The sequence below is a fragment of the Amycolatopsis sp. NPDC051061 genome, from assembly GCF_040682935.1.
Classification (GTDB): domain Bacteria; phylum Actinomycetota; class Actinomycetes; order Mycobacteriales; family Pseudonocardiaceae; genus Amycolatopsis.
Map to the genome: position 1 here is coordinate 242756 of NZ_JBFBBZ010000003.1, position 24255 is coordinate 267010.

The 24255-nt window shown below is 71.4% G+C and carries 28 protein-coding genes and 1 pseudogene; 17 read left to right on the forward strand and 12 right to left on the reverse strand.

Translation table 11 applies throughout. The features are described from left to right. Window positions 1-87: 87 nt before the first annotated feature. Complete coding sequence (locus AB0N03_RS05855; protein ID WP_364366016.1) at window positions 88-873, reverse strand: TetR/AcrR family transcriptional regulator; 786 nt, start codon at window positions 871-873, stop codon at window positions 88-90. 79 nt (window positions 874-952) lie between these two features. Here AB0N03_RS05855 and AB0N03_RS05860 point away from each other — a divergent pair, with 79 nt between their 5' ends. The 5 genes from AB0N03_RS05860 (at window position 953) to AB0N03_RS05880 (ending at window position 7105) form a co-directional block, all read left to right on the forward strand. Beyond that, a complete protein-coding gene (locus tag AB0N03_RS05860) occupies window positions 953-1882 on the forward strand; it encodes an ATP-binding cassette domain-containing protein (RefSeq protein WP_364366019.1) in 930 nt (309 codons plus the stop codon). Then, window positions 1879-2661 carry an ABC transporter permease gene (locus tag AB0N03_RS05865; protein ID WP_364366021.1) on the forward strand — a complete coding sequence of 261 codons (783 nt, stop codon included), beginning with the start codon at window positions 1879-1881 and terminating at the stop codon, window positions 2659-2661. The genes AB0N03_RS05860 and AB0N03_RS05865 overlap by 4 nt, the downstream gene beginning before the upstream one ends. A gap of 71 nt (window positions 2662-2732) precedes the next feature. Next, the gene (locus AB0N03_RS05870) at window positions 2733-5216 is read left to right on the forward strand and encodes a DEAD/DEAH box helicase (RefSeq protein WP_364366024.1); all 2484 of its coding nucleotides are present in this window, start codon (window positions 2733-2735) and stop codon (window positions 5214-5216) included. Beyond that, entirely contained in the window at window positions 5213-6319 is a 1107-nt protein-coding gene (locus AB0N03_RS05875) for an SWF/SNF family helicase (RefSeq protein ID WP_364366026.1), read from the forward strand. Before AB0N03_RS05870 ends, AB0N03_RS05875 begins: the two co-directional genes overlap by 4 nt. Before the next feature lie 210 nt (window positions 6320-6529). Next, window positions 6530-7105, forward strand: coding sequence for a DUF664 domain-containing protein (locus AB0N03_RS05880; RefSeq protein WP_364366029.1), 576 nt, complete (start codon window positions 6530-6532; stop codon window positions 7103-7105). Here the strand turns inward: AB0N03_RS05880 and AB0N03_RS05885 are convergent. After that, window positions 7102-8112: an aldo/keto reductase gene (locus AB0N03_RS05885; protein WP_364366032.1), complete on the reverse strand. Its 1011-nt coding sequence runs from the start codon at window positions 8110-8112 to the stop codon at window positions 7102-7104. The genes AB0N03_RS05880 and AB0N03_RS05885 overlap by 4 nt on opposite strands. 83 nt (window positions 8113-8195) lie before the next feature. Here AB0N03_RS05885 and AB0N03_RS05890 point away from each other — a divergent pair, with 83 nt between their 5' ends. Beyond that, window positions 8196-8762, forward strand: coding sequence for a helix-turn-helix domain-containing protein (locus tag AB0N03_RS05890; RefSeq protein WP_364366035.1), 567 nt, complete (start codon window positions 8196-8198; stop codon window positions 8760-8762). Here AB0N03_RS05890 and AB0N03_RS05895 read toward each other — a convergent pair. Next, window positions 8746-9960, reverse strand: a complete 1215-nt coding sequence (locus AB0N03_RS05895) for an FAD-dependent monooxygenase (protein WP_364366037.1) — start codon at window positions 9958-9960, stop codon at window positions 8746-8748. The two genes, AB0N03_RS05890 and AB0N03_RS05895, sit on opposite strands and share 17 nt — an antisense overlap. Window positions 9961-10037: 77 nt before the next feature. Here AB0N03_RS05895 and AB0N03_RS05900 point away from each other — a divergent pair, with 77 nt between their 5' ends. Next, window positions 10038-10571, forward strand: coding sequence for a TetR/AcrR family transcriptional regulator (locus AB0N03_RS05900; RefSeq protein ID WP_364366040.1), 534 nt, complete (start codon window positions 10038-10040; stop codon window positions 10569-10571). Here AB0N03_RS05900 and AB0N03_RS05905 read toward each other — a convergent pair. The 3 genes from AB0N03_RS05905 to AB0N03_RS05915 are packed head-to-tail and all read right to left on the reverse strand — an operon-like array spanning window position 10568 to window position 13268. Then, complete coding sequence (locus AB0N03_RS05905; RefSeq protein ID WP_364366043.1) at window positions 10568-12190, reverse strand: acyl-CoA dehydrogenase family protein; 1623 nt, start codon at window positions 12188-12190, stop codon at window positions 10568-10570. The two genes, AB0N03_RS05900 and AB0N03_RS05905, sit on opposite strands and share 4 nt — an antisense overlap. Continuing rightward, window positions 12174-12779, reverse strand: a complete 606-nt coding sequence (locus tag AB0N03_RS05910; RefSeq protein WP_364366046.1) for a TetR/AcrR family transcriptional regulator — start codon at window positions 12777-12779, stop codon at window positions 12174-12176. Before AB0N03_RS05910 ends, AB0N03_RS05905 begins: the two co-directional genes overlap by 17 nt. Window positions 12780-12812: 33 nt before the next feature. Next, window positions 12813-13268: an SRPBCC family protein gene (locus AB0N03_RS05915; RefSeq protein ID WP_364366049.1), complete on the reverse strand. Its 456-nt coding sequence runs from the start codon at window positions 13266-13268 to the stop codon at window positions 12813-12815. 178 nt (window positions 13269-13446) lie between these two features. Here AB0N03_RS05915 and AB0N03_RS05920 point away from each other — a divergent pair, with 178 nt between their 5' ends. Then, window positions 13447-14418, forward strand: a complete 972-nt coding sequence (locus AB0N03_RS05920) for an SDR family NAD(P)-dependent oxidoreductase (RefSeq protein WP_364366052.1) — start codon at window positions 13447-13449, stop codon at window positions 14416-14418. Between the two features lie 18 nt (window positions 14419-14436). Here AB0N03_RS05920 and AB0N03_RS05925 read toward each other — a convergent pair whose 3' ends face one another. Further along, the gene (locus AB0N03_RS05925; RefSeq protein WP_364366055.1) at window positions 14437-14994 is read right to left on the reverse strand and encodes a helix-turn-helix domain-containing protein; all 558 of its coding nucleotides are present in this window, start codon (window positions 14992-14994) and stop codon (window positions 14437-14439) included. A gap of 44 nt (window positions 14995-15038) precedes the next feature. Between AB0N03_RS05925 and AB0N03_RS05930 the strand changes: the two genes are divergently transcribed. From AB0N03_RS05930 to AB0N03_RS05950, 5 genes are all read left to right on the forward strand, one after another. Then, window positions 15039-15554 (forward strand): N-acetyltransferase family protein, encoded by a 516-nt coding sequence (locus AB0N03_RS05930; RefSeq protein WP_364366293.1) that lies wholly within the window; start codon window positions 15039-15041, stop codon window positions 15552-15554. Window positions 15555-15585: 31 nt separating this feature from the next. Beyond that, the gene (locus AB0N03_RS05935) at window positions 15586-16035 is read left to right on the forward strand and encodes an SRPBCC domain-containing protein (protein WP_364366058.1); all 450 of its coding nucleotides are present in this window, start codon (window positions 15586-15588) and stop codon (window positions 16033-16035) included. Further along, on the forward strand, window positions 16032-16364 hold the full coding sequence (locus AB0N03_RS05940; RefSeq protein ID WP_364366061.1) for a helix-turn-helix domain-containing protein: 333 nt from the start codon (window positions 16032-16034) through the stop codon (window positions 16362-16364). Before AB0N03_RS05935 ends, AB0N03_RS05940 begins: the two co-directional genes overlap by 4 nt. 11 nt (window positions 16365-16375) lie before the next feature. Then, window positions 16376-16816, forward strand: coding sequence for an SRPBCC domain-containing protein (locus tag AB0N03_RS05945; protein ID WP_364366064.1), 441 nt, complete (start codon window positions 16376-16378; stop codon window positions 16814-16816). A 714-nt stretch (window positions 16817-17530) separates the two neighbouring features. After that, window positions 17531-18493: a tyrosine-type recombinase/integrase gene (locus AB0N03_RS05950; protein WP_364366067.1), complete on the forward strand. Its 963-nt coding sequence runs from the start codon at window positions 17531-17533 to the stop codon at window positions 18491-18493. A 39-nt stretch (window positions 18494-18532) separates the two neighbouring features. Here the strand turns inward: AB0N03_RS05950 and AB0N03_RS05955 are convergent, their stop codons facing one another. Continuing rightward, entirely contained in the window at window positions 18533-18913 is a 381-nt protein-coding gene (locus tag AB0N03_RS05955; protein WP_364366070.1) for a hypothetical protein, read from the reverse strand. 66 nt (window positions 18914-18979) lie between these two features. Between AB0N03_RS05955 and AB0N03_RS05960 the strand changes: the two genes are divergently transcribed. Next, complete coding sequence (locus tag AB0N03_RS05960; RefSeq protein WP_364366073.1) at window positions 18980-19771, forward strand: glycerophosphodiester phosphodiesterase; 792 nt, start codon at window positions 18980-18982, stop codon at window positions 19769-19771. 3 nt (window positions 19772-19774) lie between these two features. Here the strand turns inward: AB0N03_RS05960 and AB0N03_RS05965 are convergent, their stop codons facing one another. After that, window positions 19775-20443 carry a transglycosylase family protein gene (locus AB0N03_RS05965; protein ID WP_364366076.1) on the reverse strand — a complete coding sequence of 223 codons (669 nt, stop codon included), beginning with the start codon at window positions 20441-20443 and terminating at the stop codon, window positions 19775-19777. Window positions 20444-20687: 244 nt separating this feature from the next. On the opposite strand from AB0N03_RS05965, the gene AB0N03_RS05970 reads away from it, so the two are divergent. From AB0N03_RS05970 to AB0N03_RS05980, 3 genes are all read left to right on the forward strand, one after another. Further along, on the forward strand, window positions 20688-22088 hold the full coding sequence (locus AB0N03_RS05970; RefSeq protein WP_364366079.1) for an MFS transporter: 1401 nt from the start codon (window positions 20688-20690) through the stop codon (window positions 22086-22088). Window positions 22089-22190: 102 nt separating this feature from the next. Further along, complete coding sequence (locus AB0N03_RS05975) at window positions 22191-22955, forward strand: thymidine kinase (protein WP_364366082.1); 765 nt, start codon at window positions 22191-22193, stop codon at window positions 22953-22955. Between the two features lie 224 nt (window positions 22956-23179). Next, window positions 23180-23527 (forward strand): RNA polymerase-binding protein RbpA, encoded by a 348-nt coding sequence (locus AB0N03_RS05980; protein WP_003081521.1) that lies wholly within the window; start codon window positions 23180-23182, stop codon window positions 23525-23527. A gap of 114 nt (window positions 23528-23641) precedes the next feature. Here the strand turns inward: AB0N03_RS05980 and AB0N03_RS05985 are convergent, their stop codons facing one another. The 3 genes and pseudogenes from AB0N03_RS05985 to AB0N03_RS05995 all read right to left on the reverse strand — a co-directional run bounded on the left by AB0N03_RS05985 (window position 23642) and on the right by AB0N03_RS05995 (window position 24254). Next, window positions 23642-23878 (reverse strand): hypothetical protein, encoded by a 237-nt coding sequence (locus AB0N03_RS05985; RefSeq protein ID WP_364366301.1) that lies wholly within the window; start codon window positions 23876-23878, stop codon window positions 23642-23644. Window positions 23879-23949: 71 nt separating this feature from the next. Further along, a pseudogene (locus AB0N03_RS05990) lies at window positions 23950-24051 on the reverse strand (GDP-mannose pyrophosphatase); the annotation flags it as partial. Beyond that, window positions 24042-24254 (reverse strand): hypothetical protein, encoded by a 213-nt coding sequence (locus tag AB0N03_RS05995; protein WP_364366304.1) that lies wholly within the window; start codon window positions 24252-24254, stop codon window positions 24042-24044. The pseudogene AB0N03_RS05990 and the gene AB0N03_RS05995, both read right to left, overlap by 10 nt. Window position 24255 lies beyond the last annotated feature (1 nt).

Here is a 24255-nt window from a genome sequence, read left to right on the forward strand (position 1 = left end):
CCCGCGCACGCCCTGACGGGCGGGGCCCCCGCCGCCGCGGCGACCTACGCTAATGACTCCGCCCCGCCTGCCGAGGTCCCGAATGAGTCATCCCCGACGCTCTGACCGGGCGGTGATCAGGGTTTCGATGCCGTCGAGGACGCGGGCGAGGCCGAACCGGAAGATGTAGGCCGGGTCTTCCGCGGCGTTGTGGGCCTCGCCGGCGGCCTGGCCGACCCGTGAGGCCAGGGGGTAGTGCGCCGCGGCGGCGGCCGGGATGCCGGCCAGCACCGGCGCGGCGCGCTCCCACCACTGGGCGTCGGTCAGGCCGCTGGTGCGGACCAGGCGGGCGGCGTCGAGCGAGCTGCGCGCAGTGCCCCGGACCAGGCCGGTGACGAGGGTGACGGCGGCGTCCATCTCGACGTCGTCGAGCCCGATGCCCTCGACCGCGCGCAGCTCGTGCTCGTACTTGGCGAAGCTGTGCGGACCCAGCGCCGAGCGGGTGGTGGTGACCTGCAGCAGCCAGGGGTGGCGGTGGAAGAGCGCCCACAGGTCGTCGGCGATCGCCGTCAGCGCGTCGCGCCAGCCGAGACCGGGGTCGGGGACGGGCAGTTCGCCGTGGGCGTGGTCGATCATCAGGTCCAGCAGTTCGGCCCGGCCCGGCACGTAGGTGTAGAGCGACATGGGGGAGACGCCCAGCTGCTCGGCGACGCGGCGGATGGTGACGGCGTCGATGGTGTCGGCGTCGGCCAGGGTCACCGCGGCCTCGACGACGTCGGCCGTGGTCAGCTTGGGTTTCGGACCGCGTCGCGGGGGCCCCGGGACGCCCCAGAGCAGCTCGATCGCCCGTCGCGGATCGCCGCCGCCGTTCTCCTCCGTGCTCACGCCGCTCATTCTGCCCACCTGATTTTCGTACGCCGTACAGAGTTGTGCTAACCTCTACTTCGTACACAGTACAGAGTTAAGGGGGAGGATGACTCCGCAGATCCACGCCGAGGGACTTCGCAAGCGCTACGGCGCCGCGTACGCCCTCGATGGGTTCGCTCTCTCGGTCCCGGCCGGCTCACTGCACGGCCTGCTCGGACCCAACGGCGCAGGCAAGACCACAGCGGTCCGCGTCCTGTCCACCCTGCTGCGCCACGACGGCGGTACCGCGCGAGTGGCCGGCTTCGACGTCGCCACTGAATCAGCGAAAGTGCGCTCGGCGATCGGGCTGGTCGGCCAGCAGGCCGCGGTCGACGAGCTGTTGTCCGGACGGCAGAACCTGGTGCTGTTCGGCCGGCTGCACCACCTGGGCCGACGCGAGGCCACCCGCCGCGCCGACGACCTGCTGGAGCGCTTCGGGCTCGCGGACACGGGGGCGAAACCGGTCTCGGCGTACTCCGGCGGGATGCGACGGCGCCTGGACCTGGCCGCGTCGCTGCTGGCCGCCCCGCGTGTGCTGTTCCTCGACGAACCGACGACCGGGTTGGACCCGCGCAGCCGCACCGAGGTCTGGCGGGCCGTGCGGTCCCTGGTCGCCGACGGCACCACCGTGCTGCTCACGACCCAGTACCTGGAGGAGGCCGACCGGCTGGCCGACCGCCTTTCGCTGGTGGAGCACGGCCGCGTGATCGCCGAAGGCACGCCGGCCGAGCTGAAGGGGTCGCTCGGCGCGACCCGGATCGAATTGGTGCTGACCGATCCGGACGTCGTCGGCGCGGCGGCGGCGTTGCTGGCCCGGGTCACCGGGGCCGAACCGGTCGCCGAAGAGCTGAAGGTGAGTGCGCCGGCCGAGCCGTCGATGCTGACCGACGTGGTCCGCGAACTGGCGGTGACCGGGCTGGTGGTCGCCGACGTCGCGCTGCGGCATCCGACGCTCGACGAAGTGTTCCTGGAGCTGACGGGGAAGGTGTCGCGATGAGGTGGGCCCTCGAAGACGGCTGGACGCTCACCGGGCGGTACCTCGCGCACCTGGCGAGGCGGCCGGCCCGGCTGGTCACCGTGGTGGCGTTCCCGATCCTGATGGTGCTGATCTTCGCCTACCTGCTCGGTGGCGGGATGACCGTGCCCGGCGGCGGGTCCTACCGCGAGTTCCTCATGCCGGGGATGTTCGCGATGACCATGGCGTTCGGCCTGTCGGGCACGATGATCGCGGTGCTCGACGACGCCACCAAGGGCGTCACCGACCGGTTCCGGTCGCTGCCGATGGCACCCTCGGCGGTGCTCACCGGCCGGGTGGCCGCCGACTTGGTCAACGCCGTCCTCGCGCTGGCCGTCCTGCTCGGGTGCGGGTTCGCCGTCGGCTGGCGCCCGCACGGCAGCCTGGCCGAGACGCTCGCCGCGCTGGGGCTGCTGCTCCTGCTGCGGACGGCGCTGGTGTGGGCCGGGATCTACCTGGGCCTGCTGACCACCGATCCGTCGATGGTGACGCTCGCGCAGACGCTGGAGTTCCCCTTCGGGTTCCTCTCCAGCGCGTTCGTGGCGACCGCGACGATGCCCGCGTGGCTGGGAACCGTGGCGGAGTGGAACCCGTTGTCCTCCACGGTGACGGCGGCGCGGGTGCTGTTCGGCAACCCGGGTGCGACCGGGACGTCCTGGGTGAGTGCGCACTCCGTGCCGATGGCGGTGGTGTGGCCGCTGGTGCTGCTCGCGGTGTTCGTGCCGTTGTCCGTGCGCCGATACGGGAGGCTGGGGAACTGAACGTCCACTTCGAACCGGGCGAACCGCCACGCGCGGGACGCCTCGTCGTCGACGGGCGCCGGCTGTCCCTTGTGGACGGCCTGCCGGAGGTCCTGAACGGCACCGACGTGTTCTGGGCGACCGCGGCCAAAGCCGCGCTGCGGCTGGTCGCGGCCGGACGGCTGCTGCCGGGCGTCACCGAGGCCGGCCACGACGCCTGGCGCGTCGGGCCTCTCGAACCGGCGGAAGCCGCGTGGCTGCGGGATCTCGCGGCCGCGATGCCGGTGGACGTGCAGGCGCCGGGGCCGCTGCTGCGGGCGTTCCTCGACGCCGTCGCCGACACCCTGCCCCGCACGCCCGCCGCGGCGAAGGCGGCCGGCCTGCGGCTGTTCGCCGCGGTCGCGCCGCAGCGGGCGGAATCCGTGCGGGACTGGGCCGGCGAACTGGCCGCGGGCCTCGACTCCGGCATCCGGGTATCGCTGCGGGTGGAAGCCACCGACGGCTTCGACACCGGCCGCTTCCACGCCGTCGTCCAGGTGCACAGCCTCGCCGAACCGGGCCAGGTCGCCGACGCGGCGCAGCTGTGGGAAACCGGGCGGTTCGGGCCGCGGGCGCGCATCGACGTCGTGCTGGCGTTGCGGCGCGGCGCGCAGGTCTGGCCGGCGCTGAGCCCGCTGCTCATCTCGGCGGTGCCGGACGAGCTGGCGTTGGGCGGGGACGACGTGACCGACCTGGTCGCGGCCGCGGCCCCGCGGCTGGCGGCCGTGGGCATCGACGTGCACTGGCCGGCCGAGCTGGTGGGATCGCTGACCGCGCGGGCGGTGGTCGACGCCGGTGACGCGCCGGGTGACCTGCCGTCGTTCTTCGGTGGTGGCCGGGCGCTGGAGTTCGACTGGCAGCTCGCCCTGGGCGGTGAGGTGCTGACCGAGGCGGAGCTGGACGCGCTGGCCGAGGCCCGCCGTCCGGTGGTGCGGCTGCGCGACCGCTGGGTGCTGGTCGATCCGGCACTGGCGGCGAAGGCGCGCGAGCGGACGTTGAAGCCGCTCACGCCGGTCGACACGCTGGGTGCGGTGCTGACCGGGACCATCGAGGTCGACGGCGAGCCGGTCGAAGTTGTCACCGAGGGCTGGCTCGCGCGGTTGCGGGAACGGCTGACCGCGGCACCGGAACCCCAGGCACCGCCGGCCGGGCTGGCCGCGACGCTGCGGGACTACCAGCTGCGCGGGCTGCAGTGGCTGGCCACGGTGACCGGCCTGGGTCTGGGCGGCTGTCTCGCCGACGACATGGGCCTGGGCAAGACGGTCACGTTGATCGCGCTGCACCTGCACCGCGCCTCCGGGCCGACGCTGGTGGTCTGCCCGGCGTCGCTGCTGGGCAACTGGGAACGGGAGATCCGCCGGTTCGCCCCGGGCGTGCCGGTGCGGCGCTTCCACGGGGGCGCCCGTTCGCTCGAGGACGTAGACGACACTGCGGGGTTCGTGCTCACCACCTATGGCACGCTGCGCACCGATCCCGCGCCGCTGGCCGCGATCCGGTGGGGGTTGCTGGTGGCCGACGAGGCCCAGCACGTGAAGAACCACCGGTCGGGCACGGCGAAGGCGCTGCGGCTGGTGCCCGCGGCGGCGCGGGTGGCGCTGACCGGCACGCCGGTGGAGAACACGCTCTCGGAGCTGTGGGCGATCCTCGACTGGTCGGCGCCGGGCCTGCTGGGTTCGCTCGGCGAGTTCCGCACGCGGTGGGCGAAACCGATCGAGGCCGGGGATCCCGCGGCGGCCGAGCGGCTGTCGCGGTTGCTGCGGCCGTTCCTGTTGCGGCGCCGCAAGTCCGACCCGGGGATCGCGCCGGAGCTGCCGGCGAAGACCGAGACCGACCGGCCGGTGGCGCTGAGCCCGGAGCAGGCGGCGCTCTACGAAGCGGTCGTGCGGGAGATGATGGCCGACATCGCCGCGAGCGACGGGATCGCCCGGCGCGGCCGGATCGTCAAGCTGCTGACCGCGCTCAAGCAGATCTGCAACCACCCCGCGCAGTACCTCAAAGAACCCGGCGGCCGCTCCGGGAAGCTCGAGCTGCTCGACGAGCTGCTGGACACGATCCTCGCCGAGGGTGGCGCGGTGCTGGTGTTCACCCAGTACGTCGCCATGGCCCGGCTGCTGGAGCAGCACCTGGCCGCGCGGGGGATCGGCACGTTGCTGCTGCACGGCGGCACCCCGGTCAAGCGGCGCGAAGAGCTCGTCGAGCGGTTCCAGACCGGCGAGGTGCCGGTGTTCCTGTTGTCGCTCAAGGCGGCCGGCACCGGGCTGAACCTCACGCGCGCCGACCACGTCGTGCACTTCGACCGCTGGTGGAACCCGGCGGTGGAGGACCAGGCGACCGACCGGGCGTACCGGATCGGGCAGACCCGGCCGGTGCAGGTGCACCGGCTCGTCGCCGAGGGCACGGTCGAGGACCGGATCGCGGCGATGCTGCGGGAGAAACGGGCGCTGGCCGACGCGGTGCTGGCCGGGGGCGAGGCGGCGTTGACGGAACTGACCGACACCGAGCTCGCGGAGCTCGTCGAGCTGAGGAGCCGCGGATGAGCGACGAGGCGGTGCGCGGGTTCCCCGCGTTCGGAGCGGCCGCGCATTCGGCCCGCTCGTGGTGGGGGCGGGCCTGGGTGAGCGCGATGGAGGACACCGCGCTGGACCTGCGGCAGCTGAAGAAGGGCCGCAAGTACGCCGCGGCGGGGCTGGTCGGGCCGATCACGGTGAGCCCGGGCCGGATCGCGGCGACGGTCGACGACGGCGGTGGCGTCGATGGCGGCCCGTACCGGACCAAGCTGCGGCTGGCGGAACTGTCCGAAGTGGACTGGACGCGGTTCCTCGACCGGGTCGCCTCGCGGGCCGGGCACCTGGCGGCGCTGCTGGACCGGGACATGCCGCACGACCTGGTGGCGGCGGCCGACGACGCCGGCGTCCACCTGCTGCCGGGGATCGGCGATCTGGACCCGGAGTGCGACTGCGCGGGCTGGGAGCTGCCGTGCCGGCACGCGGCGGCGTTGTCGTTCCAGGCGTCGTGGCTGCTGGACGCGGACCCGTTCGTGCTGTTGCTGATGCGCGGCAAGGGTGAGCGCGAGATCCGGGAAGAGCTGGAGAGCCGCACGGCGCCACGCGTGGACCTGATCGTCGAGGACCGGACGCCCGGAGAGCTGCCGGACCTGGCGGAGTTCCGGCCGTCGGGGGCGCCGTCGATCCCGGCCGCGCCCGGCGTGCCCGCGGAGGCCTTCGCCCTGCTGGCCGCGAACGCGTCGGCTCAGGCCCGGGCGATGCTGGCGGACGAGCCGTGGCCGGGACGGCGTCACGACACCGTCCGGCTGGCCGCGGAGTTCCCCGCGGTGGCTTCGCGGCTGGGCGAGGGCGCGGAGTTCGAGCGGGCGGTCGCGGCGTGGACGCACGGCGGGCGCGCGGGCCTCGAGGTGCTGGATGCGCCGTGGACACCGCCGAAGGCGGCGCTGGCGGCCGCGCGGGCCGCGCTCGCCGACGTCACCGACGAGGAGCCGGTGTTCGACCGCAACCGGTGCACGGCCGGGGAGGTGCAGGTGCGGCTGGACCGCCGGGGCCGGTGGCACCCGTACCGGCGCGAGGGCGGCGAGTGGTGGCCCGTGGGCCCGCCGGAGCCCGATCCGGGACTGCTGCTGGGCTGACCCTCTTCTCGGAGGGGCTTCTTCACGGGAACGGCCCGCGTCCGGCCAGTGATTTTCGTGGCATTTCCCGGTATCCAGCCTGATCCTCGTTGTCTCCTCTCCTCAACGGCGGGTTTTCCGCCGGGCCCACTGGGGGTGCGGGCGCGCGAGTGCTGCCTTCCTCGCGCGCCCGCCCTGTTTCTGTCGGTGCCCGCCGCTAGCGTGCGGGCCATGGACGCCATTGCCGCCGATCTGCACCGGTACCTCCAGGAGAAGCGCGAGAGCGTGCTCGCGTCGTTGTCCGGGTTGAGCGAGTACGACATCCGCCGCCCGATGACTCCCACGGCCACGAACCTGCTCGGTTTGGTCAAGCACCTGGCCGGCGGGGAGCTCGGCTATCTCGGCGACTGCGTCGGCCGGCCGGCCCCGGTCCGGCTGCCGTGGGTCGAGGACGGGTCGATCTGGGACAGCGCCGACATGTGGGCCACCGCGCAGGAGTCCCGCGAAGACCTGGTCGAGCTGTACCGGACGGCGTGGCGGCACACGGACGAGTCGATCGAGCGGCTGCCGCTCGACGCGCCGGCGTCGGTGCCGTGGTGGCCGGAGGAACGCCGGAAGACGACGTTCGGCTCGCTGCTGGTGCGGGTGACCGCCGAGGCCGCGCACCACGCGGGCCACGCGGACATCGTCCGTGAGCTGATCGACGGCCGCGGCGGCGCCGACCGCGAGGACATCGGCGACACCGCCTGGTGGGACCGGTACCGCGAGCGGGTCCAAGACGCGGCCGAGCGGCACCGGGCGTCTTAGGCGGCGGCGCGTTCGGCGAGCGGACGGCGCCGCAGTCCCGGCTGCTCCAGCGCCGGCGGCCGGTAGGCCTGGTCGAGCGTGCCGACGTCGGTGCCCGGCGGGACGATCTCGTCGATGCGGTCGAGGAGGTCGTCGGAGAGGGTGACGTCGAGGCCGGCCAGCAGGTCGTCGAGGTGGGCCATCGTGCGGGCGCCCAGCAGCGCGCTCGTCACGTCGGGGTGGGCGATCGTGAACGCCATCGCGAGGTGGGTCATGGGCAGGCCGGCTTCCGCGGCGAGGGCGGTGAACTTCGCGACGACGCCGAGCCGGGTTTCGTCGTTGAGGTGGCGGACCAGGGCGGCGCGGCGCAGTTCGTCGTGCGGGCGGCCGGTGAGCAGTCCTTGGCCGAGCGGACCCCAGACCAGGGTGCCCATGCCGAAGCGCCGGCTGACGGGCAGGATCTCGCGTTCGATGCCGCGGTTGAGCAGGGAGTAGACCGGCTGCTCGGTGTGGAAGCCGGTGAGGCCGTGGCGTTCGGCGACCCAGTGGGCTTCGACGATGTCGGACGCCGGGGTGCCGGACGCGCCGATCGCGCGGACCTTGCCGCTGCGCAGGAGGTCGGTGAGCGCGGCGAGGGTTTCTTCGATGTCGGTTTCGGGGTCGGGGCGGTGCAGCTGGTAGAGGTCGATGTGGTCGGTCCGCAGGCGCCGCAGCGAGTTCTCCACGGCGGTGACGATCCAGCGCCGCGACGCGCCCTGGTGGTTGGGGTCCTGGCCGGTCGGGCGGCCGAACTTGGTGGCGAGCACGACGTCGTCGCGGCGGCCCTGCAGCGCCTTGCCGACGATCTCCTCGGAGTCGCCGTAGGCGTCGGCGGTGTCGAGGAAGTTGATGCCGGCGTCGAGGGCCTTGTGGAGGACGCGGGCCGAGTCTTCGGGGTCGGCGTTGCCGATCGACGTCGCGAACATCAGCGTGCCCAGGGCGTAGGGGCTGACCTTGATGCCGGTCCGGCCCAGGGTGCGGTATTGCATGGGGACTCCTCGGGTAGCCTTAACCGGAAAGCTTTTCCACAACTATACGGAAAGGCTTTCCGCTTAGCTACCCGAGGAGGACCGTGACCGAGGAGCCGCGCCGTCGGCGCGCCGACGCGCAGCGCAACATCGACGCTCTGCTGGAGGCGGCGAAGAGCGTCTTCGCGACCTCGGGGGTGGACGCGCCCGCGAAGGAGATCACCGACCTGGCCGGTGTCGGCGTCGGCACGCTCTACCGGCACTTCCCGCAGCGCGCGGACCTCGTCGCGGCCGTGCTGCAGCGCGAGATCGACGTCGTGGCGCAGGCCGGACCGGCGCTGAGTGCCGGGCACCCGCCCGGGGCGGCGCTGCGGCGATGGCTGCGCCGCTACACGGGGTTCGTCGGCACGAAACGGGGGTTCGCCGCGGCCCTGCACTCCGGCGACCCGGCGTTCGACGCCCTGCCCGGCTACTTCATGCAGCGGATGGAACCGGTCCTGGGCGCGTTGCTGGAGGCGGCGGCCGCGGCGGGGGAGGTCCGCGCCGACGTCAGCGCGAAAGACCTCCTGCACGCCGTGGCCCTGCTCTGCCAGCCCGTGCGCGGCGAGGACCTGGAGTACAACCGGCGGATGGTCGAGCTCCTCGCCGACGGGCTCAGCCCACGGGCGTGACCTCGTAGTCCTTGACCCGCATCGAGTCGTGCATCCGGGCGCCGCCGGAGTTGAGCTTGGCGAGCGCCCGGCTCACCCCGGCCGGCAGGGCCGAGATCAGCTGCCCGCCGCGAGCCAACGCCCACACGCCGGTGCGCGTGGCCGGGATCAAGGTTCGCGCGGCGCCTCCGGCGAACGCGCGGCTCTGGCGCACCAGCTCGCCCATCTCCCGTTCGTAGGCGGCGAAGGCGCGCTCGTGGTCGCCGCCCGCCACGGCCAGTTCGCCGGCCAGGACGTACGCGCCGAGCACCGCGAGGCTGGTGCTGCCGCCGACGGCCGGGCCGGGGCAGTAGCCCGCGTCGCCGACGAGGGTGACGCGCCCGCGTGACCAGGAGTCCAGGCGCAGCTGGGTGATCGAGTCGAAGTAGAACGGGCCCGGGCCGGCCAGCTCGGCCAGCCAGGCGTCGACGTGCGGGTGCATCCCGGCGTAGGCGTGGCGCAGCAGCTCCTTCTGCCGCGGGACGTCCCGGTGGTCGTAGTCGAGCTGCTCGTCGCGGCGGAACAGGAACACCGCGCGGGCGTCGGCGATGTGCCGGGCGCCGTAGAACCCCGCGGTGCGGCCGGCGCCGAGGTGCATGACGGTTTCCCCGTCCTCGAGGCCGAGGGTGTCGGGCAGGGACAGCACGGCCAGGTAGGCGCCGATGAACTTCGTGAGCCCGGCCTCCTCGCCGAACACCAGCCGCCGCACGTTCGAGTGCAGGCCGTCGGCGCCGACGACGACGTCGAACCGGCGCGGTGCGGCGTGCTCGAAGGTGACGTCGCCCTCGGGGGAGATGGCGGTGATCGAGTCGCCGAAGAGGTACTCGACGTCGGCGCGCCCGGCGTCGTAGTAGATCTCGCTGAGGTCATCGCGCATGATCTCGACGTGCCGGTCGGAGGCGGCCTGGAAGATCTTCCCCAGGTCGATCCGCGTCGGCCTGCGTACGCCTTCCCGGTGCACCGTCAGCCTGGTCGAGCCGGTGGCCACCGCCTCGACGTCCGGCAGCACGCCCATCCGTTCAGTGATGTCCATGGCGGGCCGGAACAGGTCGACGGCGTGGCCGCCGGTCTTGCGCAGCTCGGGGGCGCGTTCGACCACGGTGACGTCGAAGCCGTGCCTGCTGAGCCAGTACGCCAGTACCGGACCCGCGATGCTGGCGCCCTGGACGAGAATCCGCATGAGTACCTCCCTGACTTAACGGTAGGTAAGTTGTACCACGAGTCCTTACCTATCGTTAAGTCAGTTACACTGCGGCGGTGCCGAAACCTTCAGACACGAAGCAGCGCATCCAGGCCGCCGCGCGCGAGCTCTTCGCGAGCCAGGGGGTGCAGCGCACGAGCCTGCAGGACATCGCCGACCGGCTGGGCATCACCAAACCGGCGCTCTACTACCACTTCCCGTCACGCGACGACCTGGTCCGCAGCATCGTCGAGCCGCTGCTCGACGACGGCGAGGCGTTCCTCCTCGCCCAGGAGGCGCGCGGGGACACACCGGTGCGGGAGCTGATCGAGGGCTTCTTCGACTTCAACTACCGGCACCGCGCAGCCGTCATCATGCTGCTCAGCGAGACGCCGACGCTGGCCGACCTCGGGCTCATCGACAAGGTGCTGGGCTGGCGCCGGCGGCTCACGCTGCTGATCTGCGGCCCCGAGCCGACCCTCGAGCAGTCCGCCCGCGCGGTGCTCGCACTGGGCGGCCTGCAGGACGTCTGCATGCAGTTCCCCGACGCACCGGCCGAGGAGCTCAAGGCCGCGGCGGTCGCCGGGGCGCTGGACGCACTCGGCCGCTAGCGCACGGCGGCGCGGTCGATGATCGCGCCGGTGTCCACCCCGGCCGGCAGCGTGCCGAACGCGATGCCCCAGTCGCCGCCGAAGCGGGACGCGCAGAACGCGTCCGCGACCGCCGGGTCGCCGTGGCGCACCAGCAGGGATCCCTGCAGCACCAAGGCCATCGCCTCGACGACCCGCCGCGCCCGGTACTCGATCGCGTCGAGGTCGGTCAGCTCCTTGCGGACGCGGTCCACGGCGTCGTCGAGCCGCGCGTCACCGCCGGCGGCCCGCTCGACCTCGGCGAAGAAGGCCGCGACCGACTCCGGCTGCTTGCCCATGGCGCGCAACGCGTCCAGCGCGGCGACGTTGCCGGAGCCCTCCCAGATCGAGGACAGCGGCGCCTCGCGGTAGAGCCGCGGCATGCCCGACTCCTCGACGTACCCGTTGCCCCCGAAGCATTCGAGCGCCTCGGCCGCGTGCATCGGCGCCCGCTTGCACACCCAGTACTTCGACACCGCCAGCCCGAGCCGCCGGAACGCCTGCTCGTGGTCGTCGTCGCGCCGGTCGCCGGCCGCGGCCAGCCGCATCGCCACCGTCGTGGCCGCTTCGGACTCGATCACGAGATCCGCGAGCACGTTCGCCATCAGTGGCTGGTCGACGAGTGCCTTGCCGAACGCGTGCCGATGGGTCGCGTGGTGGATGGCGCGGACCGCGCCCAGGCGCATGCCGGACGCGCTGCCGAGCGTGCAGTCGAGGCGGGTGTTGTTGACCATCTCGATGATGGTCCGGACTCCGCGGCCCTCCTCGCCGACGAGCCAGCCGACGGCGTGGTCGTACTCGATCTCCGACGACGCGTTGGACCGGTTGCCCAGCTTGTCCTTCAGCCGCTGCAACCGGATGGGGTTGCGCGAGCCGTCGGGCAGGACTCGGGGGAGCAGGAAGCAGGAGAGCCCGCCGGGGGCCTGGGCCAGCGTCAGGAACATGTCCGACATCGGTGCGGAGGTGAACCACTTGTGCCCGACGAGGGTGTAGCTGCCGTCGGCGCTCGGGGTGGCCGTCGTGGTGTTGGCGCGGACGTCGGACCCGCCCTGCTTCTCGGTCATCGACATGCCCGCGATCAGGCCGCGCTTGGTGCTCGGCTCCCGCAGGCCGAAGTCGTACTCGGTCGCGGCCAGCAGCGGCTCGTACCGCGCGGCCAGCTCCGGGTTGGCCCGCAGCGCCGGGATCGCCGCGTAGGTCATCGAAATCGGGCAGCTGTGCCCGGCCTCGACCTGGCCCCAGACGTAGAACTTCGCCGCCCGGGCCGCGTGCGCGCCCTCGCGCGGGTCCTGCCACGGCGTGCCGTGCAGGCCGTGCGAGACCGCGACGGTCATCAGGTCGTGCCAGTACGGGTGGAACTCGACCTCGTCGATCCGGTTCCCGTACCGGTCGTGCGTGCGCAGCACCGGCTCGTTCTCGTTGACGACCCGGCCCCACTCCTGGGCCTGCTCGCTGCCGGCCAGCCGGCCCAGTTCGTGCAGCTCGTCCGACACCCACTCCGCGCCGGCCCGCTCGAGCCCGGCCAGCAGCGCGGGGTCGTCGGCGACGTCGTGGCCCTGCAGCGGCGGGACCTGGTTGGTGACCTCATGCGTGGCGGGCATCGGAACCTCCTAGAGCGCGGACGACGAACGTGCGGAGCTCGGCGACGTCACCGGCATTTCCACTGGTCAACGGGCCGATCAGGACTTCGGCGGCGGCGCCCACGAGTGCGGCGGCGGTGAGCCGGCCGTCTTGGGGCGGCAGCGCGCCCGTCTTGACGCCGGCCGCGACGTGCTCGGCGACGACGTCGGTGAACGCGCGCCGGAACTCGAGCCGTTCGGCGTCGATCCGCGCGTCGACCGGCTCGGCGAGCAGGGCGTACGCCTGCCGCGGCGACTTGAGGGCGCGCTGGGCGAAGGTCTCGAACACGGCCACGACCCGCTCGGCGGGCTCGCCGGGCTGGGCGGACGCGGCCCGGACCGCTTCGACCTCCCGCGTGACGACCTGCCGGAACACGTGCACAACGAGGTCCGCCTTGGTGGGGAAGTGCTGGTAGACGCTCCCGACGGCGACGCCGGCCCGCTCGGCGACGGCGGCGACGGAGCAGCCGCCGTAGCCGAACGCGGCGAGCTGTTCGGTCGCCGCGGCGACGATCGTCTCGCGCTGGGCGTCGAGGCGTTCCTGCACTTTCGGGGTGCGGCGGTAGGGCACGTCAAGAAGTGAAGCACTGATTCATTGCTTCAGTCAACGCTCCAGGAGCCGCTTCGCGCCCCGGATTTCGGCCTCGACGTCGGCTCGCAGCTTTCGCCGCAGCAGGGGCTCGAGGAGCGGACGCAGCGGAGCGGCGAACCCGAACGCGATCCGCCGTGTCACCCGGATCCCGCCGGCGGCCGGCACGCACGCGAACGAGGCTTCGAACGTCGAGAGCCGCCGGGCCAGCCGGTTCTCCGGCCGGTCGGGGAGGTGGACGTCCACGCGCTCACCGGGCGTCAAGGTCATCCGGGACACGATCTTCGGGCCTGGCCCCAGCCCGGGCAGCGCCGAGCGGAACCGGAACTCGGTGACGTCCCCGTCGCGGCGCACCCACTCGATCCGGCCCAGCTTGCGGTCGACCTCCGCGTACCGCCGCGGGTCCATGACCAGCGCGAGAAAGGCGTCCGGAGTGCACGACACGGTCTCTTCCACGGTCACTTCCACCATGGAAAGAGAGTAGTCGCGCGTGCGGCCTCAACCCCGGCTCCGGCGCGCTCTCGCTTGGCTCCCGGGCGATCCGCGCGACGCGGTGCGCCTGCTTGCCGAATCGGACTCCGCCAGCGCCCGCCGCACCCTCGGCAGCGCGCTTGCGCTGGAGCGCACTCCAGCTCTTAACGTCGAAGGCATGACCACTCCGCAGCACAAGATCGGCTCCGGATTCGGCGCCACCAGCACCACGGCCGAGGTCCTCGCCGGCATCGACCTGACCGGCAAGCTCGCCCTCGTCACCGGTGGCTACTCCGGCATCGGCCTGGAAACCACCCGCGCCCTGGTGGGCGCCGGCGCCCACGTCGTCGTCCCCGCCCGCCGGCGCGCCGCGGCCGAGGACGCCCTCGCCGGGATCGCGCACACCGAGGTCGGCGAACTCGACCTCGGTGACCTCGACAGCGTGCGCGCCTTCGCCGGCCGTTTCCTCGCCACCGACCGGCGCCTCGACCTCGTCGTCGGCAGCGCCGGTGTCATGGCCTGCCCCGAAACGCGCGTCGGCCCCGGCTGGGAAGCCCAGTTCGCCACCAACCACCTCGGCCACTTCGCCCTGGTCAACCACCTGTGGCCGGCCATCGCCGACGGCGCCCGCGTCGCCTCGGTCTCCTCGCGTGGCCACCACTTCTCGCCGATCCGCTGGGACGACGTCCACTTCGGACACGGCTACGACCGGTGGCTCGCCTACGGGCAAGCCAAGACGGCCAACGTCCTGTTCGCCGTCCACCTCGACCGGCTCGGCCGTGACCGCGGCGTCCGCGCGTTCGCCCTGCACCCCGGCTCGATCATGACCAACCTCCTGCGCCACATCCCGCGGGAGGAGTGGCGCGCGCACGGGTGGCTCGACGAGCAGGGCAACCCCACCGGCTACTTCAAGACGCCCGAAGCCGGGGCCGCCACCCAGGTCTGGGCGGCCACCTCACCGCAGCTCGACGGTATGGGCGGCGTCTACCTCGAAGACTGTGACATCGCCGAGCCCGCGCCCGACGAAGACGGCGTCACCGAGGTCCGCCACCGCGTCGGCGTCCGCGGCTACGCCATCGACCCCGAGCAGGCGGCGCGGCTCTGGGCGCTGTCGGCCGAACTCACCGGCGTCGACGCTATTTCCCGGTGATCACGCCGGATCACCTGGTCAGGTGGCCCGCGGCACCAGCGCGACCAGGTACCGGCACGGCAGCGACCCCGGGTTCGCGAACACCCGTTCCGCCGCGGTCCCCAGCTGCAGGCAGTCCCCGGCGTCCAGCTCGTGCACCTCGGCGCCCTCTCGCATGCTCAGGTGCCCGTCCAGCACCCAGATCTGCTGGTGCAGGAACGCGCTCGCGAGCAACGGCACCTCGGCGCCCGCCGGCAGCTCGATCTCGACCAGTTCCAGCGGACGGCCGGCGGCGGGGGAGACCGCCCGGCGCCGGTACCCGGTGTCCGGATCCACCCACACCGGCTGCTCCGCCGCGCGCACCAGCCGCCGTTCGTCGCCCTCGGCCCGGGCGATCAGCTCCGACAGCGTCATCCCGAGCGCGGCCGACAGCTTCGCCAGCAACGCCGCGGTCGGCTGCACGTCACCCCGCTCGATCTTGCCGATCATCGCCCGCGACACCCCGGACGTCTCGGCCAGGGCGGCCGCCGAGAGACCGTGGGACGTGCGTGCGGCGTGCACGGTGGCGGCCAGGCGAGCGGTGAGGGGGTCGGCCATGGGTTGATACTATAGGACCACTTCTGGCTACCATATGAGCCATGCTGATCCGAGACGCCACCTCCGGCGACGCGGCCGCCTGCGCCGCCCTCTACGCGCCCTACGTCACCGACACCGTCATCACCTTCGAGGACGAACCACCCGACACCGCCGAAATGGCGCGCCGCATCGCCGGCGCGCACGCCTGGTTCGTTCTCGAAGAAAACGGCCGCATCGCCGGTTACGCCTACGCCCACCGCTTCGCCGAGCGCGCCGCCTACCAGTGGTCGTGCGAGACGAGCATCTACCTCGAACGCGGCCGTCGCCGCACCGGCGCGGGCCGCGCGCTGTACGAGACGCTGTTCGATCGCCTGCGGGAGAACGGCTTCTGCCGCGCCTTGGCGGGAATGACCCTCCCGAACGACGCGAGCGCCGGGCTGCACCGCGCGCTCGGGTTCGAGCCGGCGGGCGTCTACCGCCGGGTCGGCTGGAAACACGGCGCGTGGCGTGACGTCGCGTGGGTCCAGAAAGACCTTCACGCAACTGATGGTTGCGCATCGCCGCCGACGCCGCTAACGTGACATGCAACCAAACGTTGCACAAGGAGCCGGCATGGAACACGGAACCCTCGAGCGCGAGATCCACATCGACGCCACCCCCGAAGTCGTCTTCGACGTTGTCAGCAGTCCCGAACACCTTCGCGAATGGTGGCCCGACGAAGCCGACTACCCCGTCGAACCCGGGGGAGAGGGCCGCATCGGCTTCGGTGGCAGCTGGGTGCGGTTCACCGTCGTCGACGCCGTTCCCCCGAAACTCTTCTCCTTCCACTGGACGCACGCCGAGGGCGAGAGCGCCGCACCCGGCAACTCGTTCCTCGTCGTCTTCGAACTCGAGCCCGCCGCCGGCGGCACCCGCCTCCGGATGACCGAAACCGGCTTCCGCGAACGCGGCTGGGACGAAGCGAAGATCGCCGCCGAGTACGCCGACCACGTCAGCGGCTGGGACCACTTCCTCCCGCGCCTGCCCGGGTACGCCGTCCAGGTCGGCGCCGCGACCCCGTGAGCGCCGCCGTGGACGACGACCTCTGGTCGGCCATCGGCGACCCCACCCGCCGCCGCCTGCTCGACCTGCTCCTCAGCGAGGGCAACGCGACCGCGACCAGCCTGAGCGAGCACCTCCCGGTGACCCGCCAGGCCGTCGCGAAACACCTCACGGTCCTCGACCGCGTCGGCCTCGTGCACGCGACGGCCGCCGGACGCGAAAAGCAGTACCGCGTCGACGAGGCCCAGCTCGCCCGCGCCGTCGCCCAGCTCGCCGACGTCGGCGCCGCCTGGGACGCCCGGCTGCGCCGCATCAAGCGCATCGCCGAAACCATCCGGAAGAACCTCTGAAGGGAACGACCATGGACATCCTGCACCGCATCGGCATCGAGAAGTCCACGCCGGACAAGGTCTACGAAGCACTCACCACCCTCGACGGGCTGTCGGACTGGTGGACCGAGAAGACCGTGGGCGACACCGAGCTCGGCGGCGTGATCGCGTTCCGGTTCATCCCGGGCGGGTTCGACATGAAGGTCATCGAGCTCGACCCGGGCCGGCTGGTCCGCTGGGAGGTCGTGGACGGTCCGCCGGAGTGGGTCGGCACGACGATCCGGTGGGACCTGGAGCAACGCGGCGACTACACGATCGTTCTGTTCAAGCATGAAGGCTGGCGCGAACCGATCGAGTTCATGCACCACTGCAGCACGAAGTGGGCCGTCTACCTGTTGAGCCTCAAGCAGCTCGTCGAGACCGGGGACGGTGCCCCGAGCCCGCGGGACGTGATGATCAGCGACTGGCACTGACGCCGGGTCACAGCCCACGGTCAGCACGTGGATGAGCGCGTCGCGGACGCGCTCATCCAGGGGGTGGCGGTCTCGGACGTGGAGAGCACGATCGAGTACTCGCACACGCTCACGACGTTGCGTCAGCAGATGGGTCTGAGGGGAGACCGTCCAGCCGACTACTTGACATAATGTACATTATCGGCACTTAGGACATGCTGCGGCAAAGAGCCGGGAGGGGCGTTAAGCCAGGCGCCCAGGAGGTGCGTGCGGTTCGCCAGGACGGCTTCTCCTGAGGTTTCTGCCCGGGCTTTCCCCCCGGATCGAGCTTCCGGCAGCCCTGAGGACGCCTTCAGAGGGCGCAGGAGCACCCCCTGAAGGCCAGGATCCGATGCGCTGCCACCCAACCTAAAAACGTCACGGTGACGAAATAGGAGTGTGCGATCGGGCGTCGGCGGTCGATGAAGTCGACGTCTTGAAGGCTTCCCGCAGCCGATCCGGCTCGCCTGAGGCGCCAGGCTCTGGCCTAGCGGTAGTCGAACATATGTGCGCATCCCCGCCATACCTGCCGAAGGGGCGGGTTTCGAACCTTCGAATCGTCTCCGAGAGAGTCCGGGATCCCCCAAGAGGATCATTCCGGACTAAACCGACATTTCATGCATAATGGCGATTATGCATGAAAGAGCAGGCGACCCGGCGGCCGGAATTGTCGGTGCCGTGCTGTAGAAGATCCACATGAAGGTTTCCGAGGCCCAGCAAGCCTTCTTCGCGGCCCGCCGGCCCCGCAAGGACTCGCCGCACACCACCGACGCCTACCGCCGTGACCTCGCCGGGATCACCACTCTCCTGGTTTCGGAGCTCGGCCGCCCGGCCGAGGACCTGGACGTCACCGACCTGACCGGGCCGGCGCTGCGGTCGGTGTTCGGCGTGTTCGCCGACGGGCACGCGAAGAGCTCCGTGCTGCGCGCCTGGTCGACGTGGAACCAGTTTCTGACGTTCTGCGTGGCGGACGGGCTGCTGGAGGGCAATCCGATGGGTGCGGTGGCACGGCCGCGGACGCCGGCGTTGACGCCGAAACCGTTGCGTGGTGAGGAAACTCCGGAGCAGCTGCTGTCGGCGGCGGCCGCGGGTTCGCGGCGCGCGCGGGATCCGTGGCCGGAGCGGGACGTGCTGGTGATCGCGCTGGGGCTGGTGGCGGGGTTGCGGGCGGCGGAGATGCGGGCGCTGACGGCGCGGTCGCTGGTGGGGCGTGCGGGTGAGCCGCGGTTGCACGTGAAGGGGAAGGGCAGCCGGGATCGGTCGATTCCGGTGCAGCCGGTGCTGGCGGAGCTGATCGAGCGGTACCGGCAGTCGTGCCGGGTGCGGTTCCCGAGTGTGCGGTTCTCCCCTGGTTCGCCGTTGTTGCTGGATCGGGCGGGTGAGCCGATCGGGCGGGGTGCGCTGGAGTACTTGGTGAAGTCGTGTTATCGCGGGGCGGGGTTGCACGACCGGGTGCCGGTGGGGGCGAACTTGCACGCGTTGCGGCACACGTTCGCGACGCGGTTGGCGGAGGACGGTGCGACGGCGTCGGAGATCATGGCGTTGCTGGGGCACGCGAGCTTGGCGACGAGCCAGAACTACATCGAGGCGACGGGCCGGGAGCAGCGTGCGGCGGCGGCGAGCAACCGGACGTACCGGGCGTTGGACGGGTTGGGCTGAGGGGGTCGACCCGACGTTCGGCTGCGATTTCCGTCACCGTCAGCGGAGTTGTTCGAGGTCTTTCGCGGCACGGGCGACTTCGGCGGCGAGCCCGCGCAGTTCGCGGAGGTCGGCGCCGTCGTCGGCGGCTGTGACGATGTCTTCGGCGGCGCAGCGGAGCTGGAAGAGCCGGTCCTGGAGGGCGGCGACTTCGGTGTCCGACAGGACGACGGCGTCTTCTGGCAGTCCGCTGCGCTGCAGCGCGGTCCGTCGTTCGTAGGCGCGCTGGCGGCAGGATTGCCCGCAGTACCGGCGGCGGCGGCCGACGTTGCCGCCTTCGGGGAGGCGTCGTCCGCACCAGCCGCAGTGCCGGGGCGCGCCGCGGCGGGCGGGCACGACTTCGACGGGGACGGGCTGGGCTAGTTCGGCGGCTTCCCTCACTCGGGAGACCCTAGCTGGCCACCGGTTGCTCATGCCGGGGTCATGGCGGAAGGGCACACTTGGGGGATGCAGGCGTCGTTCCCGTACCTGGCCGATCCGCTCCCCCGTGCCTTCGCTCACCGGGGGTGGCACCTCGATGAGCTCGACGGGCTCGAGAATTCGCTGCCGGCGTTCCGGCGGGCGTGTGCCGAGGGGTACCGGTACCTCGAGACGGACGTGCACGCGACGGCGGACGGTGTGGTGGTGGTGCACCACGACGCGATCCTGGATCGGACGACGGACGGGTCGGGGGCGATCGCGGCCCAGACGTGGGAGCAGCTGAAGAACGTGAAGGTCGGGGGGAAGGCTCCGTTGTCGCGGCTGGAGGACGTGCTGGAGGAGCTGCCGGACGCGCGGTTCAACATCGATGTGAAGGCCGATCGGGCGGTGGGGCCGTTCGTCGAAGTGCTGGAGCGGACCCAGGCGCACGACCGGGTGGCGGCGGCGGCGTTTTCGGACGCGCGGCTGGTGCGGTTGCGGAAGCTGGCGGGGCCGAAGCTGGTGACGGCGATGGGGCCGCGGTCGGCGTTCGCGTTGTGGGCGCGGGGGAAGCTGCCGCTGCTGCCCCTCGGGCGGCTGGTGCTGGGGGCGATGGCGCAGGTGCCGGTGCGGCAGGGTGCGTTGCGGGTGGTGGACAAGGCGTTCCTGTCGATCGCGGGGCGGTCCGGGATCGAGGTGCACACGTGGACGATCGACGATCCGGCGGAGATGCGGATGCTGCTGGACCTGGGGGTGCACGGGATCGTGACGGATCGGCCGGACTTGCTGCGCGAGGTGCTGATCGAGCGTGGCACCTGGCAGCGGTCGCAGGAGCCGTGAGGGTCAGCGGGGTGCTTTGCCGTTCCAGGCGGCGTCCCAGGTCTTGGGGCCGAGCAGTCCGCTGTCCTTGATGCCGTTGGCGCGTTGGAGGTCGAGGACGGCGGTCTTGGTCTTGGCGTAGTAGCAGCCGGTGCCGGTGAAGCCGTAGCCGAAGGCGTTCATGCGGAGCTGGAAGGCTTTGAGCGGGGCGGCGCAGTCGCCGTAGGAGTAGACGACGCCGGGCCAGGCCGGTTTGGGGCCGCCCGGTCCGGGGACCGGGGCGGGCAGGCCTCCCCCGCCGATGTAGGCGGCTTCGGCGTAGGTGGGGACGCGTTTGCTGCGGGCGTCGGCGTCGCCGGGGAGCTTGAGCATGCCGGCGCACTGCCAGGGTTGCCAGCCGCGCATGCGGTAGAGGTAGAGGGCTCGGTAGTCCTGTTCGGTGGGGGCGGCCTGGTCGGGGCGGCCGTTGCCGCCGACGCTGCGCCAGGTGGGCAGGTCGAACTGGTAGGCGCCGTAGTAGCCGTTGCCGGTGTTGGTGGCGTAGCGGCCGCTCGACTCGCACATGCGGAGTTTGGCCCAGGCTGTCGGCGCGGGGTCGGCGGCGGCGACGGCGGGGACGGTGAGCTGCAGACCCAAGGCGGCGATGGCGAGGAGCAGGATCCTCGCGGTGGTGCGTCTCCGGTTCTGGATCATGCGAGCACAGTAGGAGTGTGCCTCTTTGACCACAAGAGACACATTGTGCACTTCAGTCTCACACGAACCACCATTCACTCCGGTCAGCGACACGCCGTGAAGCGCGGACCGTGATTCGCCGGAAGTGGCGGATGAGCACGAAGCGACGAACCGGACACGGTTTCGGCGGTCCGTTCATCGGCGGCCGCTACGGCCCAGTAGTCTCCGCGCTGACCTGGACGTTCTTGAGCATGAGGAGCCGTGGATGACGCTGGCCGGGACGCGCTCGACCAAGCGCGAGCGCTGGGGCTGGTATTTCTACGACTGGGCGAATTCGCCGTTCTATTCGTCGACGACGACGGTGTTCGGCGCCCTTTCGATGAGCTCGATCGCGGCCGCGGACGCGAAGACGAACATCACCCTTAACGGGGACCACGCGTGCGTGAACGCGTCCGGCGCGGCGGACACGCTCCACAACTGCGACGTGACGTTGTTCGGGCTGCAGTTCCCGGCCGGTTCGGTGTGGGGCTACCTGTTGTCGGTGGCGACGGTGGTGCAGGTGCTGGTGCTGCCGATCGCCGGTGCGGTGGCCGACCGGAGCCACAACAAGCGCCGGATCCTGGCCGGGTTCGCGTTCCTGGGCGCGGCGGCCGCGGCGGCGATGTTCTTCTTCGCCGGTTCGGACTGGCAGCTGGGCGTGGTGCTGTTCATCGTCGCGAACATCGGCTACGGCGGTTCGCTGGTCGTCTACTACTCGTTCCTGGTCGACATCGGCGGGCCGGACGAGCGGGACGACATCTCGGCGAAGGGCTGGGCGTTCGGGTACCTGGGCGGCGGGCTCGCGCTGGTGTTGCAGCTGGGGCTCTACCTCGGCCACGACACCTTCGGCGTGAGCAAGGACACGGCGGTGCAGATCTGCTTTCTGACTTCGGGGCTGTGGTGGGCGTTGTTCACCATCCCCGCGGTGCGGGCGCTCCCCCGCCGGCACACGCCGGTCGACGTCGTCCCGGGGACGTCGGTGCTTCGCGCGGGCTTCGCGGAGCTGCGGCAGACGATCGTGGCGGCGAAGGCGTTCCCGTTGACGCTGGCCTTCCTGGGCAGCTACCTGGTCTTCACCGACGGGATCAACACCGTGGTGACGGTGTCGGCGCAGTACGGCAAGGACGAGCTGGGGTTCGGCAACGAGGTCTTGATCGTGACGATCCTGGTGATCCAGTTCGTCGCCTACCTGGGTGGCACGCTGCACGGGCTGGTGGCGCGGCGGGTCGGGGCGAAGCGGACGATCCTGGGCAGCTTGGTGCTGTGGGTCGTGGTGGTGGCCGGGGCGTACTTCGTGCAGCCGAAGCAGCTGGTGCAGTTCCTCGCGGTGGCCGTGGGGATCGGGCTGGTGCTGGGCGGAACGAACGCGTTGTCGCGGTCGTTGTTCAGCCAGATGATCCCGGTGGGCAAGGACGCCCAGTACTACTCGCTCTACGTGGTGGGCGAGCGCGGGACGTCGTGGCTGGGACCGCTGGTGTTCGCCGGGGTCGGGCAGGCGACGGGGTCGTTCCGGCTGGCCATCATCGCGCTGGTGATCTTCTTCGCGGCGGGGCTGGTGCTGGTGTGGCTGGTGCCGGTGCGGCGGGCGATCGTGGCGGCGGGCAACACCCCGCCGGAGGTCCTGTGACGAGGTTCTTCCGGCTGTCACGCGGCGTGCTGTGACAGTCTCGCGGTGTGTTGTACCGGGCTGTCCTGGACGAGTGTCCAGGCACCGATAGGGTCGGGTGTCGTGACCTTGTTGAACGACCGGGCCGCCGGCCCCGATCCGACCGACGCCCTCTCGTCGGTTCCCGCGGCCGGTTCGCGCCGCGGGACGCCGCCGGTGGGCAGAGTGAAGTTCTGCTACGGGCCGATGGACTGCGGGAAGTCGACCCTGGCGCTGCAGATCGACCACAACCACGCGCGGCAGGGCCGGCGCGGCCTGGTGCTGGTGCGCCACGACCGCTCGGGCGCGCCGCGGATCTCGAGCCGGATCGGGTTGAGCCGGCAGGCGGTGGAGGTCGGTGAGGACACCGATGTGCGGGACCTGGTGCGGCAGGAGTGGGCGCGCGGGCAGCACGTGGACTACGTGGTGGTGGACGAGGCGCAGTTCCTCTCCCCCGGGCAGGTCGACCAGCTGGCGGAGCTGGCCGACGAGGTCGAGATCGACGTGTACTGCTTCGGCATCGCGACGGACTTCCGGAGCCGGTTGTTCCCGGGGGCCGCTCGTCTGTTCGAACTGGCGGACGAACTGCAGCCGGTTCAGGTGGAGGTGTTGTGCTGGTGCGGGCTGCCGGGACGGTTCAACGCGCGGGTGCTCGACGGCGAGGTCGTGCGCGAGGGTGACACCGTCGTGGTGGCAGATACCGAACAATCCGTAGTTGAATCTTCAGCTTTGGCCGGTTTTGAGGCCGAAAACGCTACTGTGCGTTATCAGGTATTGTGTCGCCGCCACTTCCGATCGGGTGACTTGGGGCCCGTTACTGGTCGTCACGGTCAGTTACGGTTGACCTGACGTGGGCGCCAGTAGCCCATCCGGGGGATCTCAGCACTAAGAAGGCCGTATTGACGTCACGCCGAAGCGCGAAACGCCTCCTACTAGAGGAAGCTGATGCCGTTGGGTGACGCAGCTCATCGTGAGCAACGACATGGCATCCCGGGAATCCTCGGGGGCCCCAAGTCGTTGCATAGGGTGAGCATCACCCAGGCTCCACCCGGAGCTGACTGAAAGGACCCATCATGGCCGACCGTGTTCTTCGTGGAAGCCGGCTGGGAGCGGTCAGCTACGAGACCGACCGCAACCACGACCTCGCCCCGCGCCGCACCGTGCGTTACGCCTGCCCGAAGAACCACGAGTTCGAGGTGCCGTTCTCCGACGACGCCGAGATCCCGACGGTCTGGGAATGCCGCCTGCACGGCAGCGAGTCGGAGATCGTGGACGGCGGGCAGCCCGAGCAGAAGAAGGTCAAGCCGCCGCGCACCCACTGGGACATGCTGCTCGAGCGGCGTACGATCCCCGAGCTCGAGGACCTGTTGAACGAACGTCTCGCCGAGCTGAAGGGCCGGCGGACCTCCCGGTCCGCGTAAGCCCTCCGAGCGTCGGCCCGTAGCCACCGCTCTCACCACAAGCGAAAGGCCCCGCGACCTCCCCCCGCGGGGCCTTTCGCACACCCGGACGCGCGTGCCCGTGTCCGTGGCGGGTCAGCGGCGTAGGCGGAAGGGGCCTCGCAGGGCTGCCCACTGGAGCAGCATGATCGTCTTCGCGTCCGCGATCTCCCCCGTCTCGATCATCTTCAAGGCGTCGGCGAACCGCAGCTCCACCGCCTCGATGTCCTCCCCCTCGTCGGCGATGCCGCCGCCCTCGCCGCGGTCGGCCGGGTCGTAGGGCGCCGCGTAGCAGTGGAGGCGTTCCGTGACCGAGCCCGGGCTCGTGTACACGTCGAATCGTGCTCCAGCTCGCCGATGCGCACCCCCGTCTCCTCCTGCGCCTCGCGGCGGATCGCCGTCTCCGCGTCGTCGGCGTCCAGCAGGCCCGCCGCCGCCTCGAGGAACATGCCGTCCGGGTGGTCGTTCACGTAGACCGGGTAGCGGAACTGGCGCGTCAGCAGCACCGTCTCCCCCGCCGGGTCGTAGAGCAGGACCGTGGCGCCGTTGCCGCGGTCGTACGTCTCTCTCTCTGCTCGGTGGTCCAGCGGCCGTCGCGGTGCTGGTAGTCGAACGTCGTACGGCGCAGCACGTACCAGGCCGACGACAGCACTTCCACGTCGGTGACCCGGACGCGCGGGTTGCGGGTCAGGCTTGGCAAGGAACTCATG